At 66.7% G+C, this 19,022-nt stretch carries 22 protein-coding genes; 18 read left to right on the plus strand and 4 right to left on the minus strand.

The window, feature by feature from the left end; genetic code table 11:
- Window positions 1-173: 173 nt before the first annotated feature.
- The 9 genes from CFB81_RS19710 (at window position 174) to CFB81_RS19750 (ending at window position 7,135) form a co-directional block, all read left to right on the plus strand.
- Complete coding sequence (locus CFB81_RS19710; protein WP_256121970.1) at window positions 174-785, plus strand: HrpB1 family type III secretion system apparatus protein; 612 nt, start codon at window positions 174-176, stop codon at window positions 783-785.
- Window positions 786-813: 28 nt separating this feature from the next.
- Entirely contained in the window at window positions 814-1,212 is a 399-nt protein-coding gene (locus CFB81_RS19715; protein WP_069618410.1) for a serine kinase, read from the plus strand.
- 56 nt (window positions 1,213-1,268) lie between these two features.
- Window positions 1,269-2,063, plus strand: coding sequence for a type III secretion system inner membrane ring lipoprotein SctJ (gene sctJ, locus CFB81_RS19720; protein WP_069618409.1), 795 nt, complete (start codon window positions 1,269-1,271; stop codon window positions 2,061-2,063).
- Window positions 2,060-2,872 (plus strand): type III secretion protein HrpB4, encoded by an 813-nt coding sequence (locus CFB81_RS19725; RefSeq protein WP_256976278.1) that lies wholly within the window; start codon window positions 2,060-2,062, stop codon window positions 2,870-2,872. The genes sctJ and CFB81_RS19725 overlap by 4 nt, the downstream gene beginning before the upstream one ends.
- Window positions 2,866-3,867, plus strand: a complete 1,002-nt coding sequence (sctL, locus tag CFB81_RS19730; protein ID WP_089436241.1) for a type III secretion system stator protein SctL — start codon at window positions 2,866-2,868, stop codon at window positions 3,865-3,867. The genes CFB81_RS19725 and sctL overlap by 7 nt, the downstream gene beginning before the upstream one ends.
- Window positions 3,868-3,918: 51 nt before the next feature.
- Complete coding sequence (gene sctN / locus CFB81_RS19735) at window positions 3,919-5,310, plus strand: type III secretion system ATPase SctN (RefSeq protein ID WP_089436242.1); 1,392 nt, start codon at window positions 3,919-3,921, stop codon at window positions 5,308-5,310.
- Window positions 5,311-5,325: 15 nt separating this feature from the next.
- On the plus strand, window positions 5,326-5,811 hold the full coding sequence (locus CFB81_RS19740; RefSeq protein WP_069618407.1) for a type III secretion system protein: 486 nt from the start codon (window positions 5,326-5,328) through the stop codon (window positions 5,809-5,811).
- Between the two features lie 52 nt (window positions 5,812-5,863).
- Window positions 5,864-6,670 carry a type III secretion system export apparatus subunit SctT gene (gene sctT / locus CFB81_RS19745; RefSeq protein ID WP_089436243.1) on the plus strand — a complete coding sequence of 269 codons (807 nt, stop codon included), beginning with the start codon at window positions 5,864-5,866 and terminating at the stop codon, window positions 6,668-6,670.
- A 75-nt stretch (window positions 6,671-6,745) separates the two neighbouring features.
- Window positions 6,746-7,135: an HrpB1 family type III secretion system apparatus protein gene (locus CFB81_RS19750; protein WP_069618654.1), complete on the plus strand. Its 390-nt coding sequence runs from the start codon at window positions 6,746-6,748 to the stop codon at window positions 7,133-7,135.
- A 68-nt stretch (window positions 7,136-7,203) separates the two neighbouring features.
- Here CFB81_RS19750 and CFB81_RS19755 read toward each other — a convergent pair whose 3' ends face one another.
- Both CFB81_RS19755 and CFB81_RS19760 read right to left on the minus strand, forming a co-directional pair.
- Window positions 7,204-7,680: a RidA family protein gene (locus tag CFB81_RS19755; protein WP_089436244.1), complete on the minus strand. Its 477-nt coding sequence runs from the start codon at window positions 7,678-7,680 to the stop codon at window positions 7,204-7,206.
- Window positions 7,681-7,802: 122 nt separating this feature from the next.
- Window positions 7,803-8,858: an aldehyde reductase gene (locus tag CFB81_RS19760; RefSeq protein WP_089436245.1), complete on the minus strand. Its 1,056-nt coding sequence runs from the start codon at window positions 8,856-8,858 to the stop codon at window positions 7,803-7,805.
- A gap of 58 nt (window positions 8,859-8,916) precedes the next feature.
- Here CFB81_RS19760 and CFB81_RS19765 point away from each other — a divergent pair, with 58 nt between their 5' ends.
- The gene (locus CFB81_RS19765) at window positions 8,917-9,963 is read left to right on the plus strand and encodes an AraC family transcriptional regulator (protein WP_089436246.1); all 1,047 of its coding nucleotides are present in this window, start codon (window positions 8,917-8,919) and stop codon (window positions 9,961-9,963) included.
- A 317-nt stretch (window positions 9,964-10,280) separates the two neighbouring features.
- Here the strand turns inward: CFB81_RS19765 and CFB81_RS19770 are convergent, their stop codons facing one another.
- Window positions 10,281-11,672: a PLP-dependent aminotransferase family protein gene (locus CFB81_RS19770; protein WP_069618402.1), complete on the minus strand. Its 1,392-nt coding sequence runs from the start codon at window positions 11,670-11,672 to the stop codon at window positions 10,281-10,283.
- 48 nt (window positions 11,673-11,720) lie between these two features.
- A complete protein-coding gene (locus CFB81_RS36190; RefSeq protein ID WP_179236012.1) occupies window positions 11,721-12,023 on the minus strand; it encodes a hypothetical protein in 303 nt (100 codons plus the stop codon).
- A 30-nt stretch (window positions 12,024-12,053) separates the two neighbouring features.
- Here CFB81_RS36190 and CFB81_RS19775 point away from each other — a divergent pair, with 30 nt between their 5' ends.
- From CFB81_RS19775 to CFB81_RS19810, 8 genes are read left to right on the plus strand one after another with little or no spacing between them, the layout of a single operon-like run.
- Complete coding sequence (locus tag CFB81_RS19775; RefSeq protein WP_046424759.1) at window positions 12,054-12,536, plus strand: MSMEG_0572/Sll0783 family nitrogen starvation response protein; 483 nt, start codon at window positions 12,054-12,056, stop codon at window positions 12,534-12,536.
- Between the two features lie 19 nt (window positions 12,537-12,555).
- Window positions 12,556-13,578, plus strand: a complete 1,023-nt coding sequence (locus CFB81_RS19780; protein ID WP_089436247.1) for a Nit6803 family nitrilase — start codon at window positions 12,556-12,558, stop codon at window positions 13,576-13,578.
- Window positions 13,571-14,641: an MSMEG_0568 family radical SAM protein gene (locus CFB81_RS19785; protein WP_069618653.1), complete on the plus strand. Its 1,071-nt coding sequence runs from the start codon at window positions 13,571-13,573 to the stop codon at window positions 14,639-14,641. The genes CFB81_RS19780 and CFB81_RS19785 overlap by 8 nt, the downstream gene beginning before the upstream one ends.
- 17 nt (window positions 14,642-14,658) lie before the next feature.
- Complete coding sequence (locus CFB81_RS19790) at window positions 14,659-15,204, plus strand: MSMEG_0567/Sll0786 family nitrogen starvation N-acetyltransferase (protein ID WP_249190522.1); 546 nt, start codon at window positions 14,659-14,661, stop codon at window positions 15,202-15,204.
- Window positions 15,201-16,184 carry a sll0787 family AIR synthase-like protein gene (locus tag CFB81_RS19795; RefSeq protein WP_089436248.1) on the plus strand — a complete coding sequence of 328 codons (984 nt, stop codon included), beginning with the start codon at window positions 15,201-15,203 and terminating at the stop codon, window positions 16,182-16,184. Before CFB81_RS19790 ends, CFB81_RS19795 begins: the two co-directional genes overlap by 4 nt.
- Window positions 16,181-17,365 carry an MSMEG_0565 family glycosyltransferase gene (locus CFB81_RS19800; RefSeq protein WP_089436249.1) on the plus strand — a complete coding sequence of 395 codons (1,185 nt, stop codon included), beginning with the start codon at window positions 16,181-16,183 and terminating at the stop codon, window positions 17,363-17,365. The genes CFB81_RS19795 and CFB81_RS19800 overlap by 4 nt, the downstream gene beginning before the upstream one ends.
- Before the next feature lie 9 nt (window positions 17,366-17,374).
- The gene (locus tag CFB81_RS19805; protein ID WP_069618397.1) at window positions 17,375-17,659 is read left to right on the plus strand and encodes an MSMEG_0570 family nitrogen starvation response protein; all 285 of its coding nucleotides are present in this window, start codon (window positions 17,375-17,377) and stop codon (window positions 17,657-17,659) included.
- Between the two features lie 56 nt (window positions 17,660-17,715).
- Window positions 17,716-19,017, plus strand: a complete 1,302-nt coding sequence (locus CFB81_RS19810) for an MSMEG_0569 family flavin-dependent oxidoreductase (protein WP_089436250.1) — start codon at window positions 17,716-17,718, stop codon at window positions 19,015-19,017.
- Window positions 19,018-19,022 lie beyond the last annotated feature (5 nt).

Here is a 19,022-nt window from a genome sequence, read left to right on the forward strand (position 1 = left end):
GCAAGGCAAACCGCGCGGCGGCGAGCACGCGCGAAGGCGTCCGCGAAAGTGGCTCGGACCGCCGCCGCATCGCATGCGGCGCTTCGCAATTCGTTGTGCGACTTCGTGCCCGGCACGTGGCGCGCCCGTCGTGTTGCGTAACTTAGCGTCAACGGAAGGCCACGCCTCATCGGGTGCGGCCCATCGGATCGAATCTGATTTCCTTGGGGGAAAGGATGGACGTTCTGAAGGATCGGCCGCAGTGCCCATCGGGAGTCGTCGGCGCGATCGTCGACCTGGTCAGGGTGGCATTGGCCCGCGCAGGCACGCCGCAGCAAGTCGACATCGACGATCTCGAGCACCTCGTCGACGTGCTGCATCTGCTGCGCCCGGATTCCGCCGAATTCGCGTTTTTCGACGGCTGGCTGCATATGGTGCGCGCGGAATGGAGCGAGGCCGAACGGCTCTTTCGCAATCTGGTCGAGCGCGCGGTGTGCCTGCCGGCCAGCAAGGGAATGTTGCTGCAGTGCCTGAAGGCCCGCCAGGAGTTCGGTTGGCAGGACGAGGCCCGACACCTGCTGGAGGAGGGCGGCAACGAAGAGGTTGAACGGCTCGCGAAGGTTCTGCTTGCGAGCGAGGAGCTGAAGCAGGCGGTCGCGACCGCGAAGCGCACGGGCCGCTTCGTTGCGCCGGATTCCGCGCTCGCGTTCGAGAACGGCGCGCACGCCGAAGACGGCGAAGCGGTCGCGACGCCGTCGTCCTCATCCAGCGACATGCTGCTGACGATGCAGTACATGCGCGTCTGAGCCTGTTGCCCCTACCAGGAGAAACGAAATGAGCATCACGACTGCATCGCAACTCCAGTACGAACTGGCCCGCGTCACCGGCACGACGCCCGCGGCGCCGAATGCGGACGCGATATCGCAGCCGCTCGTCGACAAATTCCAGGCGATGATGGCTTCGGCGCCCCACCATGCGGCAGCCGTCCACCCGACCGAGCGCGCGGACCTCGTGACGAAAGCAGTCGAGGAGCAGGCGGACTATTACCGGCAAGTGCCGAACGACGTGCTCTATATGACTCAGCACATGAGCGCGCTGTCGATGGAACGCCTTGCCGCCGCCGACATGACGATCCAGCTCGAGATCGCAAGCCTGAACGCCGATCTGCAGGTGAAGATGGCGACCGTGCAGTCGTCCAAGGACGCCGTGCAGACGCTCATGAAGAACCAATGACTTGACGTTCTCCTCTCCCTGAAGAGAGAGGATTCCCACACTGGCCGGAGCAACTGATGAAACCGAACCTCGTGCCTTCGAGGCTGCCCTCCACATGGCGGCTCGTCGCGGTGGCGGCGCTCGTGCTGTCGCTTGCGGCCTGCAAGCAGGAGCTCTACGGGCAACTGACCGAAAGCGACTGCAACGAAATGGCGGCCGCGCTGCTGATGTCCGGCGTCGACGCGCAAAAGAGCACGCCCGATGGCGGCAAGACCTGGTCGGTCAGCGTCGACGAAAAGCAGATCGTGCATGCCGTGGAAGTGCTGCGCGCACGCGGCCTGCCGCGCAAGAAATTCGACGACCTCGGCTCGCTGTTCAAGAAGGACGGGCTCGTTTCCACGCCGACCGAGGAGCGCGTGCGCTTCATTTACGGTTTGTCGCAGGAACTCGACGATACGTTGTCGAAGATCGACGGCGTGGTCGTGGCGCGCGTGCAGATCGTGCTGCCGAACAACGACCCGCTCGCGCAGTCGGTCAAGCCGTCGTCCGCATCGGTCTTCATCAAGTACCGGCCCGACGCGAATCTCGATCGGATGACGCCGGCGATCAAGAACCTGGTCGTGCACAGCATAGAGGGGCTGACCTACGATCAGGTCAGCGTGACGAGCGTGCCGGCCGATGCGCTCGATCCACCTGCCCACCCGCACCGCCAGGACGGCTGGGTCGTCTATGCGGGCGGCGCACTCGGCGTGCTGCTGTTGACGATCGCCGGCGGCTTCGCGCTCTGGCGCGGCAATCTGCTCAAGGGCGGCGGCGGACTTGCGGGCCGGTTCGCGCGCGGGGCGGGGCGTGCGGCGAAAGCGCCGGCATGACCTTCGATCCGAACGACCATATGGCCGGCACGGCAAGCAGGGTTGAGCACTTGACGAGTGCATACGACGCCGCCGATGCATACGACGCCGCAGCCGACAGCGTTGCCGCCCCGAACGGCGAGACGCCGGCGGCCGTGGCGGCGAGACTGGCCGCCTACCATCGGCGCCGACGTACGCTGTTCGACTGGATGCATCCGGCGTACCTTGCACGCGTGCCCGGTGCGGACCGGCTCGGCGCATGCAGCCCCGCGCAGGCGGAGGCGCTTGCCGATGCGCTGCTCGACGAATGGGGCATGCCGGTGCCGCCGCTTGCCGCGTTCAACGCGCCGGAAACGGCGCTTGCGTTGCTGCCGGCGCACGATTGTCTGACCGTATTCCGCTTGCGCGCGCTCGTCGAGCAGGCGGAGCCATTGCGCGCCTGGATCGACCGGCCGCGTCGCGAGAAGTTGACCGGCTGGATCGGGGCGCGCGGCGTCAATCTGCTCTTCGCCCGCGAGCGCGAGCTTGCGGGCGATGCGTGTTCGCTTGCTGCACGCGCGCGCCACGCGGCATCGGTCATGCAAGTGCCGCTCGACGCGGCCGATGGCGATGTCCTGGCCTGGCTCGGCTTTCGGCTTTTCGAGCGCGACTGCCGATGGGCGCCGGGCGGCCCGCTCGCGATCATGCGGTTGGCCATGCCGGCGCGCGACGACGAGGGGGCGTTGCCATCCCCTTCGTTGCCGCTGTCATTACCGTCTTCGGAAGGCCCGAGCCCGAGCCTTTCGATCGTCTCGCAACTGCCCGACTTGTTTCCGGAGTGGTCATGGTGATCTGGTTACGCAATCCGCTGGCCGAAGGCACGAGCCTCGGTGCGGGCGTCGAAGGCGACGTCCTGCGTCATGAACGCGTCGCGGCGATCGTCGAGATCGATGCGGCGTACGTCGAGATGCGCCGGCAATGCGACGACGCGCTGGACGCGGCGCGCGCGCAGGCCCGCATGCTGCTCGACGAAGCCCGCGCCCGCGCGGACGAACTCGTCGAGCGCGCCATGCGCGAGTTCGCGCAAGCGGCCGAGCGCGGCTACGACGACGGATTGCGGCGGGGGCTGACCGATTGGCACGCACGCGCGGCAGCCGCGCATGCCGAGGCCAGCCGGCTCGCGCCCGGGCAGCAGGACCGGCTGGCCGAGCTCGTGACGCTGGCGGTCGAGCAGATCGTCGCGTCGGTGGATCCCAAGGCGCTTTTCGCGCGCGCGGCCGCGACGGTCGAGCGGATCGTCGCCGACGGCAGTCCCGTTCATCTGCGTGTTCATCCGTCGGATCTGGCCGCGGCCAGCGCGGCCTTCGACGAAGCGGCCGCGGCGTGGCGCGAGGCCGGGCGCTCCGTGCGGCTGTGCGTGGCGGCCGACGCGACGCTTGCGCCCGGCGCGTGCGTCGCCGAAACCGACCTGGGTGCGATCGACGCGAGCTTGTCGTTGCACCTGGCGGCGATGCGCGACGCCCTGGCGCGCGCGGTGCAAAGCGTGGCGGAGGACCCATGGCGCGATGCGCCGACTGCGCGGCCCGGGGATGACGCACAAACCGTCGACGCGCAGGCCGGTTTCGCGGGCAACGCCGAGGGGCCGATCGGCGAGTCCGCCGTCGGAGCTGGCGACGACCTGACGGACCCGGATGCGCACGCGGCCGACGGCGGCGATGGCGACGGCAACATCGGGGACGAAGAAGGTTGGCAAGACGATGCCGCGGTCCTGCACACGGCGGACGACCGGCGCGACGAGGGCTGGGCCGATGCCGCGTTTGCCGATGCCGACGCGATGTCCATCTGAACCGGCCTTCGCGCCGCACGTGGAAGAAGACATGACCAGGAAGGGAGCGCCATGATCGACAGCGCGGACGGTTTCGGAACCGACGAAGCGAGCGGGGTGCGCATCGCGCAGCCGCGGGCCGTACGCGGCTTCTCGGCGCTGATGGATGCGATGGAGCGCGAACTGCGCGCCCGCGCACAACCCGCGGCATGCGGCAAGGTGCAGGAAGTGATCGGCACGCTCGTACGCGTATCGGGGCTCGACGCGACGCTCGGCGAGCTATGCGAGCTGCGCTCGCCCGAAGGCGCCTTGCTGCAGCGTGCCGAGGTAGTCGGCTTCTCGCGCGACGTCGCGCTGCTCTCGCCGTTCGGCCGGCTCGGCAGCGTGTCGCGGGCGACACGCGTGGTGGGACTCCGGCGTCCGCTTTCGCTGCGCATCGGCCCCCGCCTGCTCGGCCGCGTGATCGACAGCCTGGGCGAGCCGATCGACGGCAAGGGGCCGCTCGAATGCGACGAATGGCAGCCCGTCATCGCCGATCCGCCCGATCCGATGTCGCGGCCCGTCGTCGATACCCCGATGCCGACGGGCGTGCGCGTCGTCGATGGCATGATGACGCTGGCCGAGGGGCAGCGCATGGGCATCTTCGCGCCGGCCGGCGTCGGCAAGAGTACGTTGATGGGCATGTTCGCGCGCGGGGCGCGCTGCGACGTCAACGTGATCGCGTTGATCGGGGAGCGCGGCCGCGAAGTGCGCGAATTCTGCGAGCACATTCTCGGGCCCGACGGGATGGCCCGCTCGGTCGTCGTCTGCGCGACATCGGACCGCTCGTCGATCGAGCGCGCGAAGGCCGCTTATGCGGCAACGGCGGTGGCCGAATACTTCCGCGACCGCGGCATGCGTGTGCTGCTGATGATGGATTCGCTGACGCGCTTTGCGCGCGCGCAGCGCGAAATCGGCCTGGCGATGGGCGAGCCGCCGACGCGGCGCGGCTTTCCACCGTCGATCTTCGCGGAGCTGCCGCGGCTGCTGGAGCGCGCGGGACGCTCGGAGCACGGCTCGATCACCGCCCTTTATACCGTGCTGGCCGAGGACGAATCGGGCGGCGACCCGATCGCCGAGGAGGTACGGGGCATTCTCGACGGTCACATGATTCTTTCGCGCGAGATCGCGGCACAGAACCGCTATCCGGCGATCGACGTGCTCGGCAGTCTGTCGCGCGTGATGACGCAGGTGGTGCCGCGCGAGCACGTGGCGGCGGCGGGACACGTGCGGCGGCTGATGGCCAAGCACAAGGAGGTCGAATTGCTGCTGCAGGTGGGCGAGTATCAGAGCGGCACCGATGCGCTTGCCGACGAAGCCATTGCAAAGATCGACGCGATTCGGGCTTTCCTCGGCCAACCGACCGATCTGCTCGTCGACCCGAGCGACACGCTCGCGGCCCTCGGCGAGATCGTGCAGTCCTGATACTGGAGGCGAGCGATGAAAGACCGCCGTGTTGCCGCGTTCGAGCGCGTGCTCTCGCGTCGCCGCCAGCTCGATCGCAAGCTCAATGCGGCGCTCGGCGGTTTGCGCGGCGAGCTGCAGGCGCTCACGGACGCGTTGGAGGAAAGCCGCGCGGCGGTGCACGCGCATGCGGCCGAGCTTGCCGCGCACGACGGCAAGATCGACGCGATGCTGGGCAGCGTGTCGTTCCGGGCAGACGAGTATCTGAAGCTGCGCGAATTCCGCTCGCACGCGGCCGAGCAGCACGCGATGCTCGAGGCCCGGGCGGCGCAGGCCGGACAGGCGCTGGCGGCGAAGGAGGCGCAGATCGGTGCGCTGCGCACCGAGATTCTGCGCAACCGTGCCCGCATCGACATCTACGGCAAGCGGCGCGACACGCTCGTCAAGGCAATCGAGCTCGCGATCGAGGACGCGCAGGACGAGGAAACATCGGAGAGCCGCCGGCCCAGCCCGGCGTTTTGAAGCGGCAAGCGCGCCCGCAAGCCGCGCATCCATTGGACGACAGGCGACTGAAATGAGCGAGATTACCTTCGCATCGATCGAATCGAGCCATCAACTGGTCAGGTTTCTGATTGTGCTCGGCCTTTGCAGCGAACGATTGATGGTCCTGATGATGATTTTTCCGCCGACGTCCGACAACGTCGTGCAAGGCCGCGTGCGCACCGCGCTGGCGCTGCTGTGGGGCAGCTTCATCGCCTACGGGCAACGCGGCCTGCTCGAGCAGGGGGATGCGACGATGCTCGTGGGCATCGGGTTGAAGGAGGCGCTGATCGGCGTCGGCCTCGGCTTCGCGGCGTCGACGGTGTTCTGGGCCGCCGAAAGCGTCGGCACGTACGTCGACGATCTGACCGGTTTCAATCAGCTGCAGATGCAGAACCCGAGCCAGGGGCAGCAGACGTCGCTGACTTCCACGCTGCTGAGCCAGTTCGCGATCGCGGCGTTCTGGTGTCTGGGCGGCATGACGTTTCTGCTCGGTGCGATCTACGAATCGTATACCTGGTGGCCGCTTGCGAACCTCACGCCGGCCGGGGGATCGGTACTCGAATCGTTCGTGTTGCTGAAGACCGACTCGCTGATGGAAACGGTGGCGAAGCTGGCCACGCCGATGATGCTGATGCTGCTGCTGATCGATATCGGCTTCGGCTTTACCGGGAAGGTGTCGCAAAAGCTCGATCTGCCGTCGCTGGCGCAGCCCGTGAAAGGCGCGCTCACGATTCTGATGCTCGCCTTGATGGCGGCGATTTTCATCGATCAGGTACGCGATCAGCTGTCGCTCGTGGGCATCGCGGCCGAGGCGAGGGCGCTCGCGGGCGGCAAGTGAAACGCGCTGAATGCGCGAGCGGGCGCAATGATGCGTGCGCCGATGGCGATTGGCTGAAAAAGCTTGGAGAAGCACATGATCGAGACGTTGAGCGACAACGCGATCGTTACGGGGATGATGGACGTGCTGTGGGCCGGTGCGGCGCTGGATACGTTTTCGGACGTCCAGGACCTGCTCGACGCGATGGCGGTGCTGCGTCCCGGGAACGGCGAAATGCGCGAGGTGCTGGCCTGGTGGCATGTGCGTGCACGCGCCTGGGGCGAGGCGCTGAGCGAATTGCGCCGGGTGGAGCGCGATGGCACGCTGTCGTCGCGCGGCATGGCGCTCGCGGCCGTATGTCTTTATGCGCTTGGCGATGCATCGTGGCGTACCTATGCCTACGCGGCGGCGTACAAATCCGACGACCCGATGGCCACGCGCACCGCCCAGGCGCTGCTCGCCGCGCCCGCGATCGGGCGCGGATAGATTCCACTGAACCTTGAAACTCGCGTCGACACGCTGACGCCATGCCCGGCGCGACGGGACCGGGCGAACTAATCACGGCCTGCTTCGCCGTGCAACTCGAATACGCTGTCGATTTCAACCGGAATGCCCATGGGCAGCGTGTGCACGCCGATCGCGCTGCGGGCAGGCAACAAGTCCGTGCCGAACAGGTCCAGCAGTACGTCGCTCGCACCGTTCGCCACCTGCGGATGCCGAGTGAACGAAGCCGACGCGCGAACGTACACGGTCAACCGTATGCAACGCCTGACGCGATCGAGTCCGCACCGTTCGTCGAGGCAAGCCAGAATCATCAGCATCGTCAGCCGTGCGCAGGCTTGAGCGCGCTCGATGCTCATGTCTTCTCCGACGATGCCCGTCACAGGCTTGCCGTTCTCGAACGGCCCGAGGCCCGACACGTGTACGTGGTTGCCCGCGATCGATACGGTCCGATACGAGCCGAGCGGTGCGATGGGGGGCGGAAGAACCAGTCCGAGTGCGGCAAGACGGGCGGTGGTGGTGTCAGGCATGGAGCCTCCGTAGGAGAGGTGAGCAAAACCGTCGCCGGGCTGGCGGTGCTTTCGGGGCGCAGGGCCCTCGATCGGCAGGCCGGAACAAAATGGCAGCGGCGGGAGCGGTGGTTGTGCGGATGCTATCGCCGGCCGGCATCGCGCAGCAGCCCGAGGTGCACGAGGCTTTCGGCCGTGGCGACAATGGCGTCCTCGCGCGGGCGCGGCGACCAGCCGAGCAAGCTGATGGCTTTCTGACTGGTGGCGTTCAGATTGCGGCCGAGCAGCGGCAGCGATCCTCGCAGCGCGGGATCCTTCAGCGCGCCGATGCGCACGAGCCAGTCGGGCAGCACCCGGGTGGACACATGGCGCGCGGCATCCCCCATGCGCGCCTTGAGCACCTGCGCGACTTCGGCGAGCCACATGCTTTCGCCGGCAATGGCAATGAAGCGCTCTCCGTTCGCGGCGTCGTGGGTCATGGCGCGCGCATGCAGGTCGGCGAGATCGCGCACGTCGACGAAGCCGGAATTGATGCGCGGATTGCCGGGCTGGCCGTTCAGCATGCCCCTGATCAGGCGGATGGAGTGCGAATAGTCGTCGCCGAGCACAGGCCCGAGAACCGTCACCGGATTGATCACGGACAGTTGCATGCCGCGTCCTTCTCGCGCAATGAAATCCCAGGCCGCGCGTTCCGACAACGTCTTCGACTTCTGATAAGGCCAGACATCGGCGGCCGTCAGGTTGCTCCAGTCGGTCTCGTCGAAGGGGCGGCTCATTGGCCCGTGTCCGGCGCAGATCGCCCCGAAAGCGGAGGTCAGCACGACGCGCTTTACACCCGCGTCCCGCGCCGCACGCAGCACGCGCAGCGTGCCTGCCACGGCAGGCTTGACCCAATCGTCTTCGCTCGTCTGCGTGCCGGTGGGCGTGGGCGACGCGCCGTGCACGACGTAGGTGCAGCCGGCAGTTGCCTGTTGCCAGCCGTCGTCGGCGAGGAGATCCGCCTCGACGAATGACAGGCGCTCGCCGGGTTTTGCGCCGCCTCTTTCGAGCTGCGCGCGCACCTGCGTCTCGCGTGCGAGCGAGCGAACGGTGGTGCGCACCCGATAGCCGCGATCGAGCAGCGCCAGGATGCAGTGTTGCGCAATGAAGCCGCTGCCGCCCGTTACGAGAACCGATTCGAGGCTGGTATTGCTGTTCATGTCGTTGAGTGTCCGGGACGAGGAACCGGAAGGTTAAGGCCCGGCCGGCGGCTTGTTAATGCTCTATAGTGCGATTTACTTGCGCGACAGTACGATCATGAGTGACGACCCTTTCTCCGACATCCTGAGGCTCACGAGCGCCGAATCGCTGGCGACGGGAGGCTTTTCCGCCGGCGGCGCTTGGGCCGTTCGATTTCCGGCACCCGACAAGATCAAGTTCTTTGCGGTGGTGAAGGGCGTGTGCTGGGTTTCTATCGACGGAGAAGAAACGCCCATCCGCTTTGGAAGTGGTGACGTCGGGTTGCTGACGGCAAAGCGGTCCTTCGTCCTCGCGAGCGATCCTTGCGTTCCGCCCGTCGACGCGATGGCGTTGTTCTCGGGCGCCGGCAGGTCGGCGGTGAAACTGGGCGACGGCGACGACTTCGCGCAGATCGGCGGGCACGTACTGCTCGATCCAGTAACGGGCAGCTTGCTGTCGGACGTTCTGCCGCCATGGATTCACGTGCCGGCCGTATCGCCGCAGGCCGTGAAGGTTCGCTGGCTTCTCGAGCAACTCGTGGAAGAGCGCGCGGCCGATCTGCCTGGCGCGCAACTCGTATCGGCCCAGCTTTCCCAGCTGCTCTTCATTCAGATACTCCGTGCACATCTGAAAACGTCCGCGTCCTTGACGGGATGGCTGCGCGCGTTCGGCAACCCGCGCATCGCCCCCGCATTGCGACTGATGCACGGCGATCCCGCACGTTCATGGCATCTGGATGAGCTTGCCGCCGCGTGTGCGATGTCGCGGACCACGTTCGCTTCTCACTTCAGGGCGAGCGCCGGTGTCGCGCCGTTGGCCTATCTTGGCGAGTGGCGCATGCGCGTGGCGGAGCGCCGTTTGCGCGACGAGAACATTCCAGTGGCTCTGCTTGCCCAGTCGCTCGGTTATTCGTCCGAAAGCGCATTCAGTAACGCGTTCAAGCGCAGGTCCGGCCATTCGCCGACCGCATATCGTCATATCGTACGGACTGCTTCCGAAGACGTGGGCAGTGAGCGCGCTAGCGTTCGAGCGGACGTCGAGGCTGCTGCTTCGACGCTGCAGTCGCTTCCATCGGAACCGCTGTGAAATGCTCGATCGATACGCGGAGCGGCTCGCGGGCATGCGTGGTTCACGGCCCTCAAGACAGGCGTTGCCCTGCCTTGCGCAAAGATCCCGTCAGGTGACGCAATACTTCATTTCCAAGCGAACGGACGTTTATTTCGTTGGCGCGCTCGCGCATGATCATGCACACGGCGCTCAAATCGAAGCTGCGCTCGGATCGCCGTCCAGCACGAGTTTTCAGACCGCGGCGCGGATCGGCATTCGACACACGTTCTGACGGTTGCGGATCGAGCGCGAGGGCGAACCGGGGCGTTCGTTTGTCTTCGACGCGGCACCGGCCGCTACATCGCGGCACCGTAAAGATGATGCGCGTCGGTCAGTGCATCCGCGACGAGTTCCAGGCCGTCGCGGCACTGCTCACGGTCCTGCGGCCCGCCGAGGCAGATACGGATCGCCGCCGGCGGGTCGCCGTCCGTCGAAAATGCCGCGCTCGCCACGGCGGCGACGCTTCGACTCCGCAGATGCTGCGCCAGGTCCGGTGCGGTCCATAGGCACTCGCGCGGAATCGGCAACCAGAGATGGAAACCGTCGGGGTGGGCATCGAACGGCCATGCGCCGAGAATCCGGCCCGCGATGGCCTGCCGTGCATGTGCCTCCGATCGAATCGCGGCCAGCATCTCGCTCGCGGTGCCGTCGTTGATCCATTGGGTCGACAGCAGCATCGTGAACGGGCTCGGCATCACGGTGGTGGCGCGCAATGCGCCGGCGATACGCTGCGCTTCACGCACCGTCGGCGCCAGCAGGTAAGCGATGCGCAACCCGGCGCCGAAGTTCTTCGACATGCCGGTCACGTAGTAGGTCAGTTCGGGCGCCAGCAACGCCAGCGGCGGCGGCGCGCTCTGCGGCAGCATCGCATACGCGTCGTCCTCGATGATGGGCACGTTGTAGCGCAGTGCGACATCGGCCAGGGCTTCGCGGCGTCTGAACGGTATCGTGAGCGTGCTCGGGTTCTGCAGAGTAGGGTTGCAGTACAGCGCGGCTGGTCGTCCGCTTTTGCAGAGCGATTCGAATGCGTGCGGCAACGGACCGTCGTCGTCCCGTGGCAGCGGCTGCAACTGTACGCCCAGCTGCGATGCGATTGCCTTGATGCCCGGGTAAGCGAGCGAATCGAGGCAGATTGCGTCGCCGCGGCGCGCAAGCGTGGAGACGAGCGCGACGAGCGCGCTGTGGATGCCCGGGCAGACGAGCACGGTATCGCCACTGCAGCCCGGCAGGCGATTGGCCAGCCACGCGCGGCCGGCGGCGCGATCCGCCGGGGTGCCGCCGAAATCCTGGTATCGCATGAGCTGGTAAGGATCGGCGCCATCGATCCATGCCGCCGCCGATTGTTGTAGTCGCCTGGCCATCTCGGGCGGCTCGGGCGGCATGTTCATCGACATCTCGATGCTGCTCCCTCCCGACAGTGGAATCGTTCGCGTCGGGCCGCGCACGAACGTGCCGCTTCCCGCGCGCGTATCGAGCAGGCCGCGTCGACGCGCTTCCGCATACGCGCGGGCCACCGTGGTGTAGTTGAGGTTCAGCGCACCGGCGAGATCGCGCAACCCGGGCAGGCGGTCGCGTGGCTTCAGACGGCCCGCGGCGAGATCTTCCTCGATGAGGTCGGGGATCAGCAGGTACGCCGGTTTCCTGCTTTCCAATAGCCGCTTGGACCAATGATGGATTGCGTAGTCCATACCCGATTCCATTTGACGGTTAATCGAAACGTTAGCATCACGCATTAATCAAAAAATATCGATATCGGTATTTCTCAGCCGGCTGATTGCATTGATCGCATCGTGTATCGGATCGATGCATCGATGCACGCTCGATGCGCACGAGCCGCTTTCTGCTGCATCAGTCCGGTGCGCGGCGGCGCGCTGGCCCGTCGTTTTCCGTCCGAGACCGATCCGGTCACGCAAGGATCGGACCGACGGCATCGGTATTGATCGATTGAATGATTGGAGAGTGATCGCATCGGCTTGGAGCCCGTTGGCATATGCGTTGCGTGAATGAGTTCGCCCGGATTCGAAAGCGTTCGGGAACATCGTTCAACTCATTTCCAAACGGAGCGTGCCATGCCCGCAGTCAATCAGCCTCTGCACAAGAAAGGAGATTTCCTCGTCGATTACGAGGAAAAAGTGTTCGAAGACGTCAAGGCGGAACCGGGCGAGAAGGCGCTCGTGACGTTCCACACGGTTGCGTTCGAGGGATCGATCGGCTTCGTGAACCTGCTGCAGGCGACACGCCTGCAACGCAAAGGGTTCGACACGTCGGTGCTGCTCTACGGCCCCGGCGTGACGCTTGGCCTGCAGCGCGGGTTTCCGACGCTCGGCGACGAGGCATTTCCCGGCCATCTGAACTTCAACAAGCAACTCGTCAAGTTCATGGAAGAGGGTGGGAAGGTCTACGCGTGCCGCTTCGCGCTGCAGGCGCTATACGGGCACGGCGAAGCGTCGCTGATCGAGGGCATCCGGCCGATCAATCCGCTCGACGTGCTGGATATCCAGCTGCTTCACCGCAAGGAGAACGCGCTGATCATCCACACCTGGACCGTTTGATCGAGCGACGGGTGCCATCATGTCCGACAAACGCATCGTCCGTGCGGCAGCCGTCCAGATCGCTCCCGATCTGGAACGCGCCGGCGCGACGCTCGACAAGGTCTGTGCGGCGATCGACGAGGCCGCCGGCAAGGGCGTCCAGCTGATCGTCTTCCCCGAAACGTTCGTGCCGTACTACCCGTACTTCTCGTTCGTGCGGGCGCCGGTCGCGTCCGGCGCCGATCACATGCGGCTCTACGAGCAGGCCGTCGCGGTGCCCGGCCCCGTGACGCAAGCGGTCGCCGAGCGCGCGCGGCTGCACGGGATGGCGATCGTGCTCGGCGTGAACGAGCGCGATCACGGCAGCCTGTATAACACGCAGCTGATCTTCGACGTCGACGGACGACTCGCGGTGAAGCGCCGCAAGATCACGCCGACGTTTCACGAGCGAATGATCTGGGGGCAGGGCGACGCGGCCGGGCTCAAGGTTGCGCAGACCGGCGTCGGACGGGTCGGTGCGCTCGCCTGCTGGGAGCACTACAACCCGCTCGCGCGGTATGCGCTGATGACGCAGCACGAGGAAATTCACTGCAGCCAGTTCCCCGGATCGCTGGTGGGCCCGATCTTCGCGGAACAGATCGAAGTCACGATTCGTCACCACGCGCTGGAATCGGGCTGCTTCGTCGTCAATGCGACCGGTTGGCTGACGGATGCCCAGATCGAGTCGATCACCGGCGATCCGAATCTGCAGAAAGCCCTGCGCGGCGGCTGCAATACCGCGATCGTGTCTCCGGAGGGCCAGCATCTGGCCGAGCCGTTGCGCTCGGGCGAAGGGATGGTGATCGCCGACATGGACATGTCGCTGATCACCAAACGCAAGCGCATGATGGATTCGGTCGGCCACTATGCCCGTCCGGAACTGCTGAGCCTTGCCATCAACGATCGGCCGGCGACGACGGTGACCCCGATGGGGACCGGCGCTTCGGCCGCACGCGACTTCGAGGGAAACTGCCATGAGCGCGAACGCGAAACCGTCGGTGCAGAGCCGGCAATTGATGACTGAACTGCAGTCGGTCGGGCTGCGCCTCGCGGACCCTCGGGTGGGCGCGGCGAGCCGGCGCGGCGGCGCGGGGCCATCCGATCACAAGGCCGTGACGGTCGACGGCGTGACCATCATGGTGCCGGTCCACACGAGCACCGCGTGGGAATCGCCGTTCGTCGCGGCGGAGCCCGACGCGGCGGGCGTCAGCCTGCTCTCGCGCGGCGCCATCCCGATCGCGAGCATCAGCTTTCCGTCGAACCCGCGCTTCTATGCATTGCAGACGCTGGAGGGCGTGCCGTATTCGCACATCGCGACGCTGCATGGCGCCGACGTGCTGGCGACCACGGTGTTGCAGACCTGCATTCGCTACGAGAGCCGGCGCAAGACCTGCCAGTTCTGCTCGATCGGCCAGTCGCTGGCCGCCGGCCGGACGATCGCACGCAAGACGCCGGAACAACTCGCGGAGGTGGCGCGCGCGGCGGTGCTGCTCGACGGCGTCAAGCACATGGTCCTGACGACCGGCACGCCGCCGACGCCGGATCGCGGCGCCCGCGTGCTGTGCGAAAGCGCGTTCGCGATCAAGGCGGCCGTCGATCTGCCGATCCAGGCGCAGTGCGAGCCGCCCGACGACGACGGCTGGTTCGATCGGATGAAGGCAAGCGGGATCGATACGCTGGGCATGCATCTGGAAGCCGTGACGCCGGCCGTGCGCGAACGGATCATGCCGGGCAAGGCGAGCGTGCCGTTGTCCCGGTACAGGGCGGCATTCCGCGCGGCCGTCGCCGTGTTCGGCCGCGGACAGGTCAGCACCTACATCCTCGCGGGGCTGGGGGACAGCGAGGCGGCGATCCTGGACATGTCGCGCGAACTGATCGACCTGGGCGTGTATCCGTTCGTCGTGCCGTTCGTTCCGATCAGCGGCACGCCGCTGGAGAGCCATCCTGCGCCGTCGCCGGACTTCATGCGCGCGGTGCTCGCGCCGCTCGGCGCCATGTTGCGCGACGCCGGCATGCGTTCCGCCGACATCAAGGCCGGGTGCGGCAAGTGCGGCGCCTGCTCGTCGCTGTCGACCTACGAGGCCTGACCATGTACTGCGTAGAGATGGGGTTGGCCGACAGCCGCGACACGTACCGGCCTGCCGAGTACCGGATCAAATGGGCGGAGCTTCCGTGGGAAATCGACGAGGCGTACAAGCTGCGCCGGGCCGTATTCTGCATCGAGCAGGGGATTTTCGTCGGCGACGATCGCGACGATATCGATCGTCAAGCGCAATTGCTGGTCGCGGTCAGTGGCTGCGCCGGCCTGCCGGAGCAGGTGGTCGGCACGGTGCGGATTCATGAAACCGCGCCCGGCGCCTGGATGGGGTCGCGGCTCGCGGTGCATCCGGCGTTCCGCCGACAGGGCAGGATCGGCTCGATGCTGATCGCGCTGGCCGTCAGCAGCGCGCATGCCGAAGGTTGCGACACCTTCGTCGCGCATGTGCAAGCGCAGAACGTGCCGCTGTTTCGTCGGCTTCACTGGGATGCACTCGGCGAGGAAACGTTATTTGGCCGCCCCCATCAACTGATGCAGGCCCAGCTTGCGCACTATCCGCCGTGCGGTACGCCGTTCGAGGGTTTCGTCCTGCGCTCGGAGGGACGGCCATGAGTGTCGGGGATCGCATCGCGGCGCTGCGTGCCAGCCGCGGCTTCCAGCACAAGCACGACATCTCCGGCGTGGTCGCATCGCTCGCGGCGGCATTGCCGAACGGCGAACGCGATCTCGCCCACGCGGTGGCGCTCGGTGACGACTGTGCGGCGATTCCCGACGGTGACGGCTATCTGCTCTTTGCGATCGAGGGCATGGTCGGTGATTTCGTCGGGTCGATGCCGTGGTTCGCCGGATATAGCGGCGTGATGGCGAATGTCAGCGACATCTACGCGATGGGCGGGCGGCCGATCGCTGTCGTGGACGCATTGTGGAGCGACGGGATCGACACCGCGCGGCCGGTGCTTGCCGGGATGGCCGCGGCTGCGTCGGCGTATGGCGTGCTGATCGTCGGCGGTCACAGCAACACACGCAGCGCGCAGGGGCAACTGGCCGTATCGATCCTGGGCCGGGCGTACGCGCTGCTGTCGAGCTTCAGCGCGCGGCCGGGCGATCGCCTGATGATGGCGGTCGACTTGCGCGGCGCATTCGAGGAGCCGTATCCGTTCTGGAATGCGTCGGTCGGCGCGCCGCCGGCCAGGCTGCGCGGCGATCTCGAGATTCTGCCGGCGTTGGCCGAAGACGGGTTGTGCGATGCCGCGAAGGATATCTCGATGGCGGGCGTGCTCGGTACGGCGCTGATGCTCGTCGAATGCTCGCGCGTCGGTGCGCGGATCGCGCTCGACGCGATCCCGCGGCCTCCCGGCGTCGACTTCGATCGCTGGCTGACGGCCTTTCCGAGTTACGGGTTCCTGATGGCGGCGCGGCCGGCGCATGCCGACGCGATCGCGGAACGCTTCGCGGCGCGCGGGCTCGCGTGTGCGGTGATCGGCGATATCGACGCAACGCGCGAGGTCGTCGTCGAAGAGGCGGGCGAAACGGCGGTGCTGTGGGATTTCGGGATCGAGCCGTTCATCACCGGCGTCGGAGGTGTGCGATGAGCGGCGACACGTTGCGCATCGCGCTGCTGACCCACTCGGTCAATCCGCGCGGCGGCGTCGTGCACGCACTCGAACTCGCGAGGGCGCTCCACGAAGCGGGAAGCGACGTCACCGTGTTCGCGCCGGCTGCGCCGGGCGACGCGATGTTCCGCGATGTCCCGTGCCGCGTCGTACTGGCGCATGTCGGTGGCCGTCCGCGCGGCGTCGTGGAAGTGGTGCGCGCGCGAATTGCCGCGATGGGGCACGCGTTGCTGGAACACGATGCGGGCCGGTTCGACGTTCTGCATGCCCAGGACAGCATCACGGGCAATGCGCTGGCCGAACTGCGGCAGTCAGGCGCAATACGCGGATTCGTACGGACCGTGCATCACCTCGACGTATTCGACGACCCGCAGCTCGAACGCTGGCAGGAACGAGCATGGCGCGAGGCGGACCAGGTTCTGTGCGTGAGCGCCGCGTGGGCGGCGACGATGCGCAAGACGTTCGGGGTCGACGCGAGCGTGGTGCCCAACGGCGTAGACGTCGCCCGGTTCGCTCGCGCGAGCCAAGCGGACATGCAGGTGGTGCGGCGGCGGTTCGGCCTGCACGGCGCGCCGGTCGTCCTGGCGATCGGCGGGATCGAGCAGCGGAAGAACTCGATCGCGTTGCTCGACGCATTTGTCCGGCTGCGCGGCACGATGCCCGACGCACGGCTCGTGATCGCGGGCGGCGCGAGCCTGCTCGATCACGACGCCTACGCGCGCCGCTTCGTTGCGCGCGCCGCCGCGCTCGGGCTCGGGATCGGCGTCGACGAAGCCGTCGTACCGACCGGGCCGCTTGATGATGCGGCGCTGGTCGCGCTGATGCACTGCGCCGACGTGGTGTCGATGGTGTCGATCCGCGAGGGATTCGGTCTGGTCGTGCTCGAGGCGCTCGCGTGCGGCAAGCCCGTCGTCGTATCCGAAATCGAACCGTTTACCGAGTATCTGGACGAGCACGCGTGCGTGTGGGCCGATCCCGCCGATGTGGATTCGATTGCGGATGCGCTGCACGACGCGCTCTCGGGGCGGCGGGCTCCCGATTTCATCCATGCCGTCCCTGCACTGCTGAACCGCTTCACATGGGACGCGAGTGCGCGCAGGCATCTGGACATTTACCAGGACGGGCTGGCGCAGCGCGCGCAAGCATCGTCCGCCGAGTAAGGAGGCATCATGCCGGTCATGCATTTTCGGGTTCGTTGGCCCGACCAGTCGGAAACCAACTGCTATTCGCCTTCGACCGTGGTGTCGGAGTTCTTCACGCCCGGCACGCAATACGCGCTCGACGACTTCGTCGAGCGCGCGCGGCGCGCACTGGGTATCGCATCCGATCGCGTACGCGAGAAATACGGGTTCGCATGCTCGGCCGCGATGGACGAGCTGGCGCGAATCGAAGCGCACGCGGAACGATTCGTGCCGCAGCGCGATGCGACCGTGACCGTCATCGAGCTCGTTTAGGGCGTCCGGCGCGCAGGCATCCGCTGTCGTCTTCAACACACATTCAGGACTACATCATGTCAAGCGAACCCGTTGTTTCATCCAGCCTCCCGGATATCGATGCCCATCTCGGCGTAGCCGTCGTCGGTGGCGGGCAGGCCGGGCTGTCGATCAGCTACTACCTGAAGCAGGCAGGTATCGATCATCTCGTCTTCGAAAAGGAGACGGTAACGCACACGTGGCGCAAGCAGCGCTGGGACGCGTTCTGTCTGGTGACGCCGAACTGGCAGTGCGCGCTGCCGGGCTATCCGTATCGCGGCGCCGATCCGCACGGCTTCATGACGAAGGACGAGATCGTCGAGTATCTCGACGGCTTCATCCGCAGCGTCGATGCGCCGGTGCTGGAACATACCGCGGTCGAGCATGTGACGCGCGACGCACACGGACGCTATCGCATCGACACGTCGCGCGGCACGTACACGGCGGATCGGGTCGTCGTTGCATCGGGCGGCTACCATCGGCCGATCGTGCCGCGCCTGGCCGAGCGGCTTCCTGCATCGATCGTGCAGCTCCAGTCGTCGGAGTACCGGAATCCATCCGTCTTGCCGGACGGACCGGTTCTCGTGGTCGGATCGGGACAGTCGGGTGCGCAGATCGCGGAAGACCTCCACCTCGCCGGGCGAAAGGTGTTCCTCGCGGTGGGCGATGCGCCTCGCTGTGCCCGTTTCTATCGGGGCAGGGACGTCGTCGACTGGCTGGCCGACATGCAGTACTACGACATGCCGGTCGATGCACATCCGCTGCGCGAAGGCGTGCGCGACAACACCAACCACTATGTGACCGGCCGCGACGGCGGGCGCGACATCGATCTGCGCCGCTTTGCCGCCGAAGGGATGGAACTGTACGGCCGGCTGGAGGATTTCGCGGGCGGGCAGTTGCGATTCTCCGCGGATCTGTCGGCGCGGCTCGACAGCGCCGACGATACGTACAACCGGATCAATGCCGGCATCGACGCACATATCGAGAAGAACGGGATCGCCGCGCCGCCTGCGACGCGCTACGAACCCGTGTGGCGTCCGGCCGGCGAGCGCACGGCGCTCGATCTCGCGGCCAGCGGCATCGCATCGGTGATCTGGTGCATCGGCTTCACCCCGGATTTCAGCTGGCTGGATGCGCCGGTCTTCAACGGCCGCGGCTATCCCGCGCACCGGCGCGGCGTGACGCCGGTTCCCGGCCTCTACTTCGTCGGCCTGCCCTGGCTATACACGTGGGGTTCGGGGCGATTTTCCGGCGTGGCGCGCGACGCCGCCCATATCGTCGACCAGATCCGGGCCGAGATGACAGCCGCGCGGTGCTCGGCCGACAGCCTGGCCGCCTGACGCCG

Source organism: Burkholderia sp. AU28863 (assembly GCF_002223195.1).
Lineage (GTDB): Bacteria > Pseudomonadota > Gammaproteobacteria > Burkholderiales > Burkholderiaceae > Burkholderia > Burkholderia sola.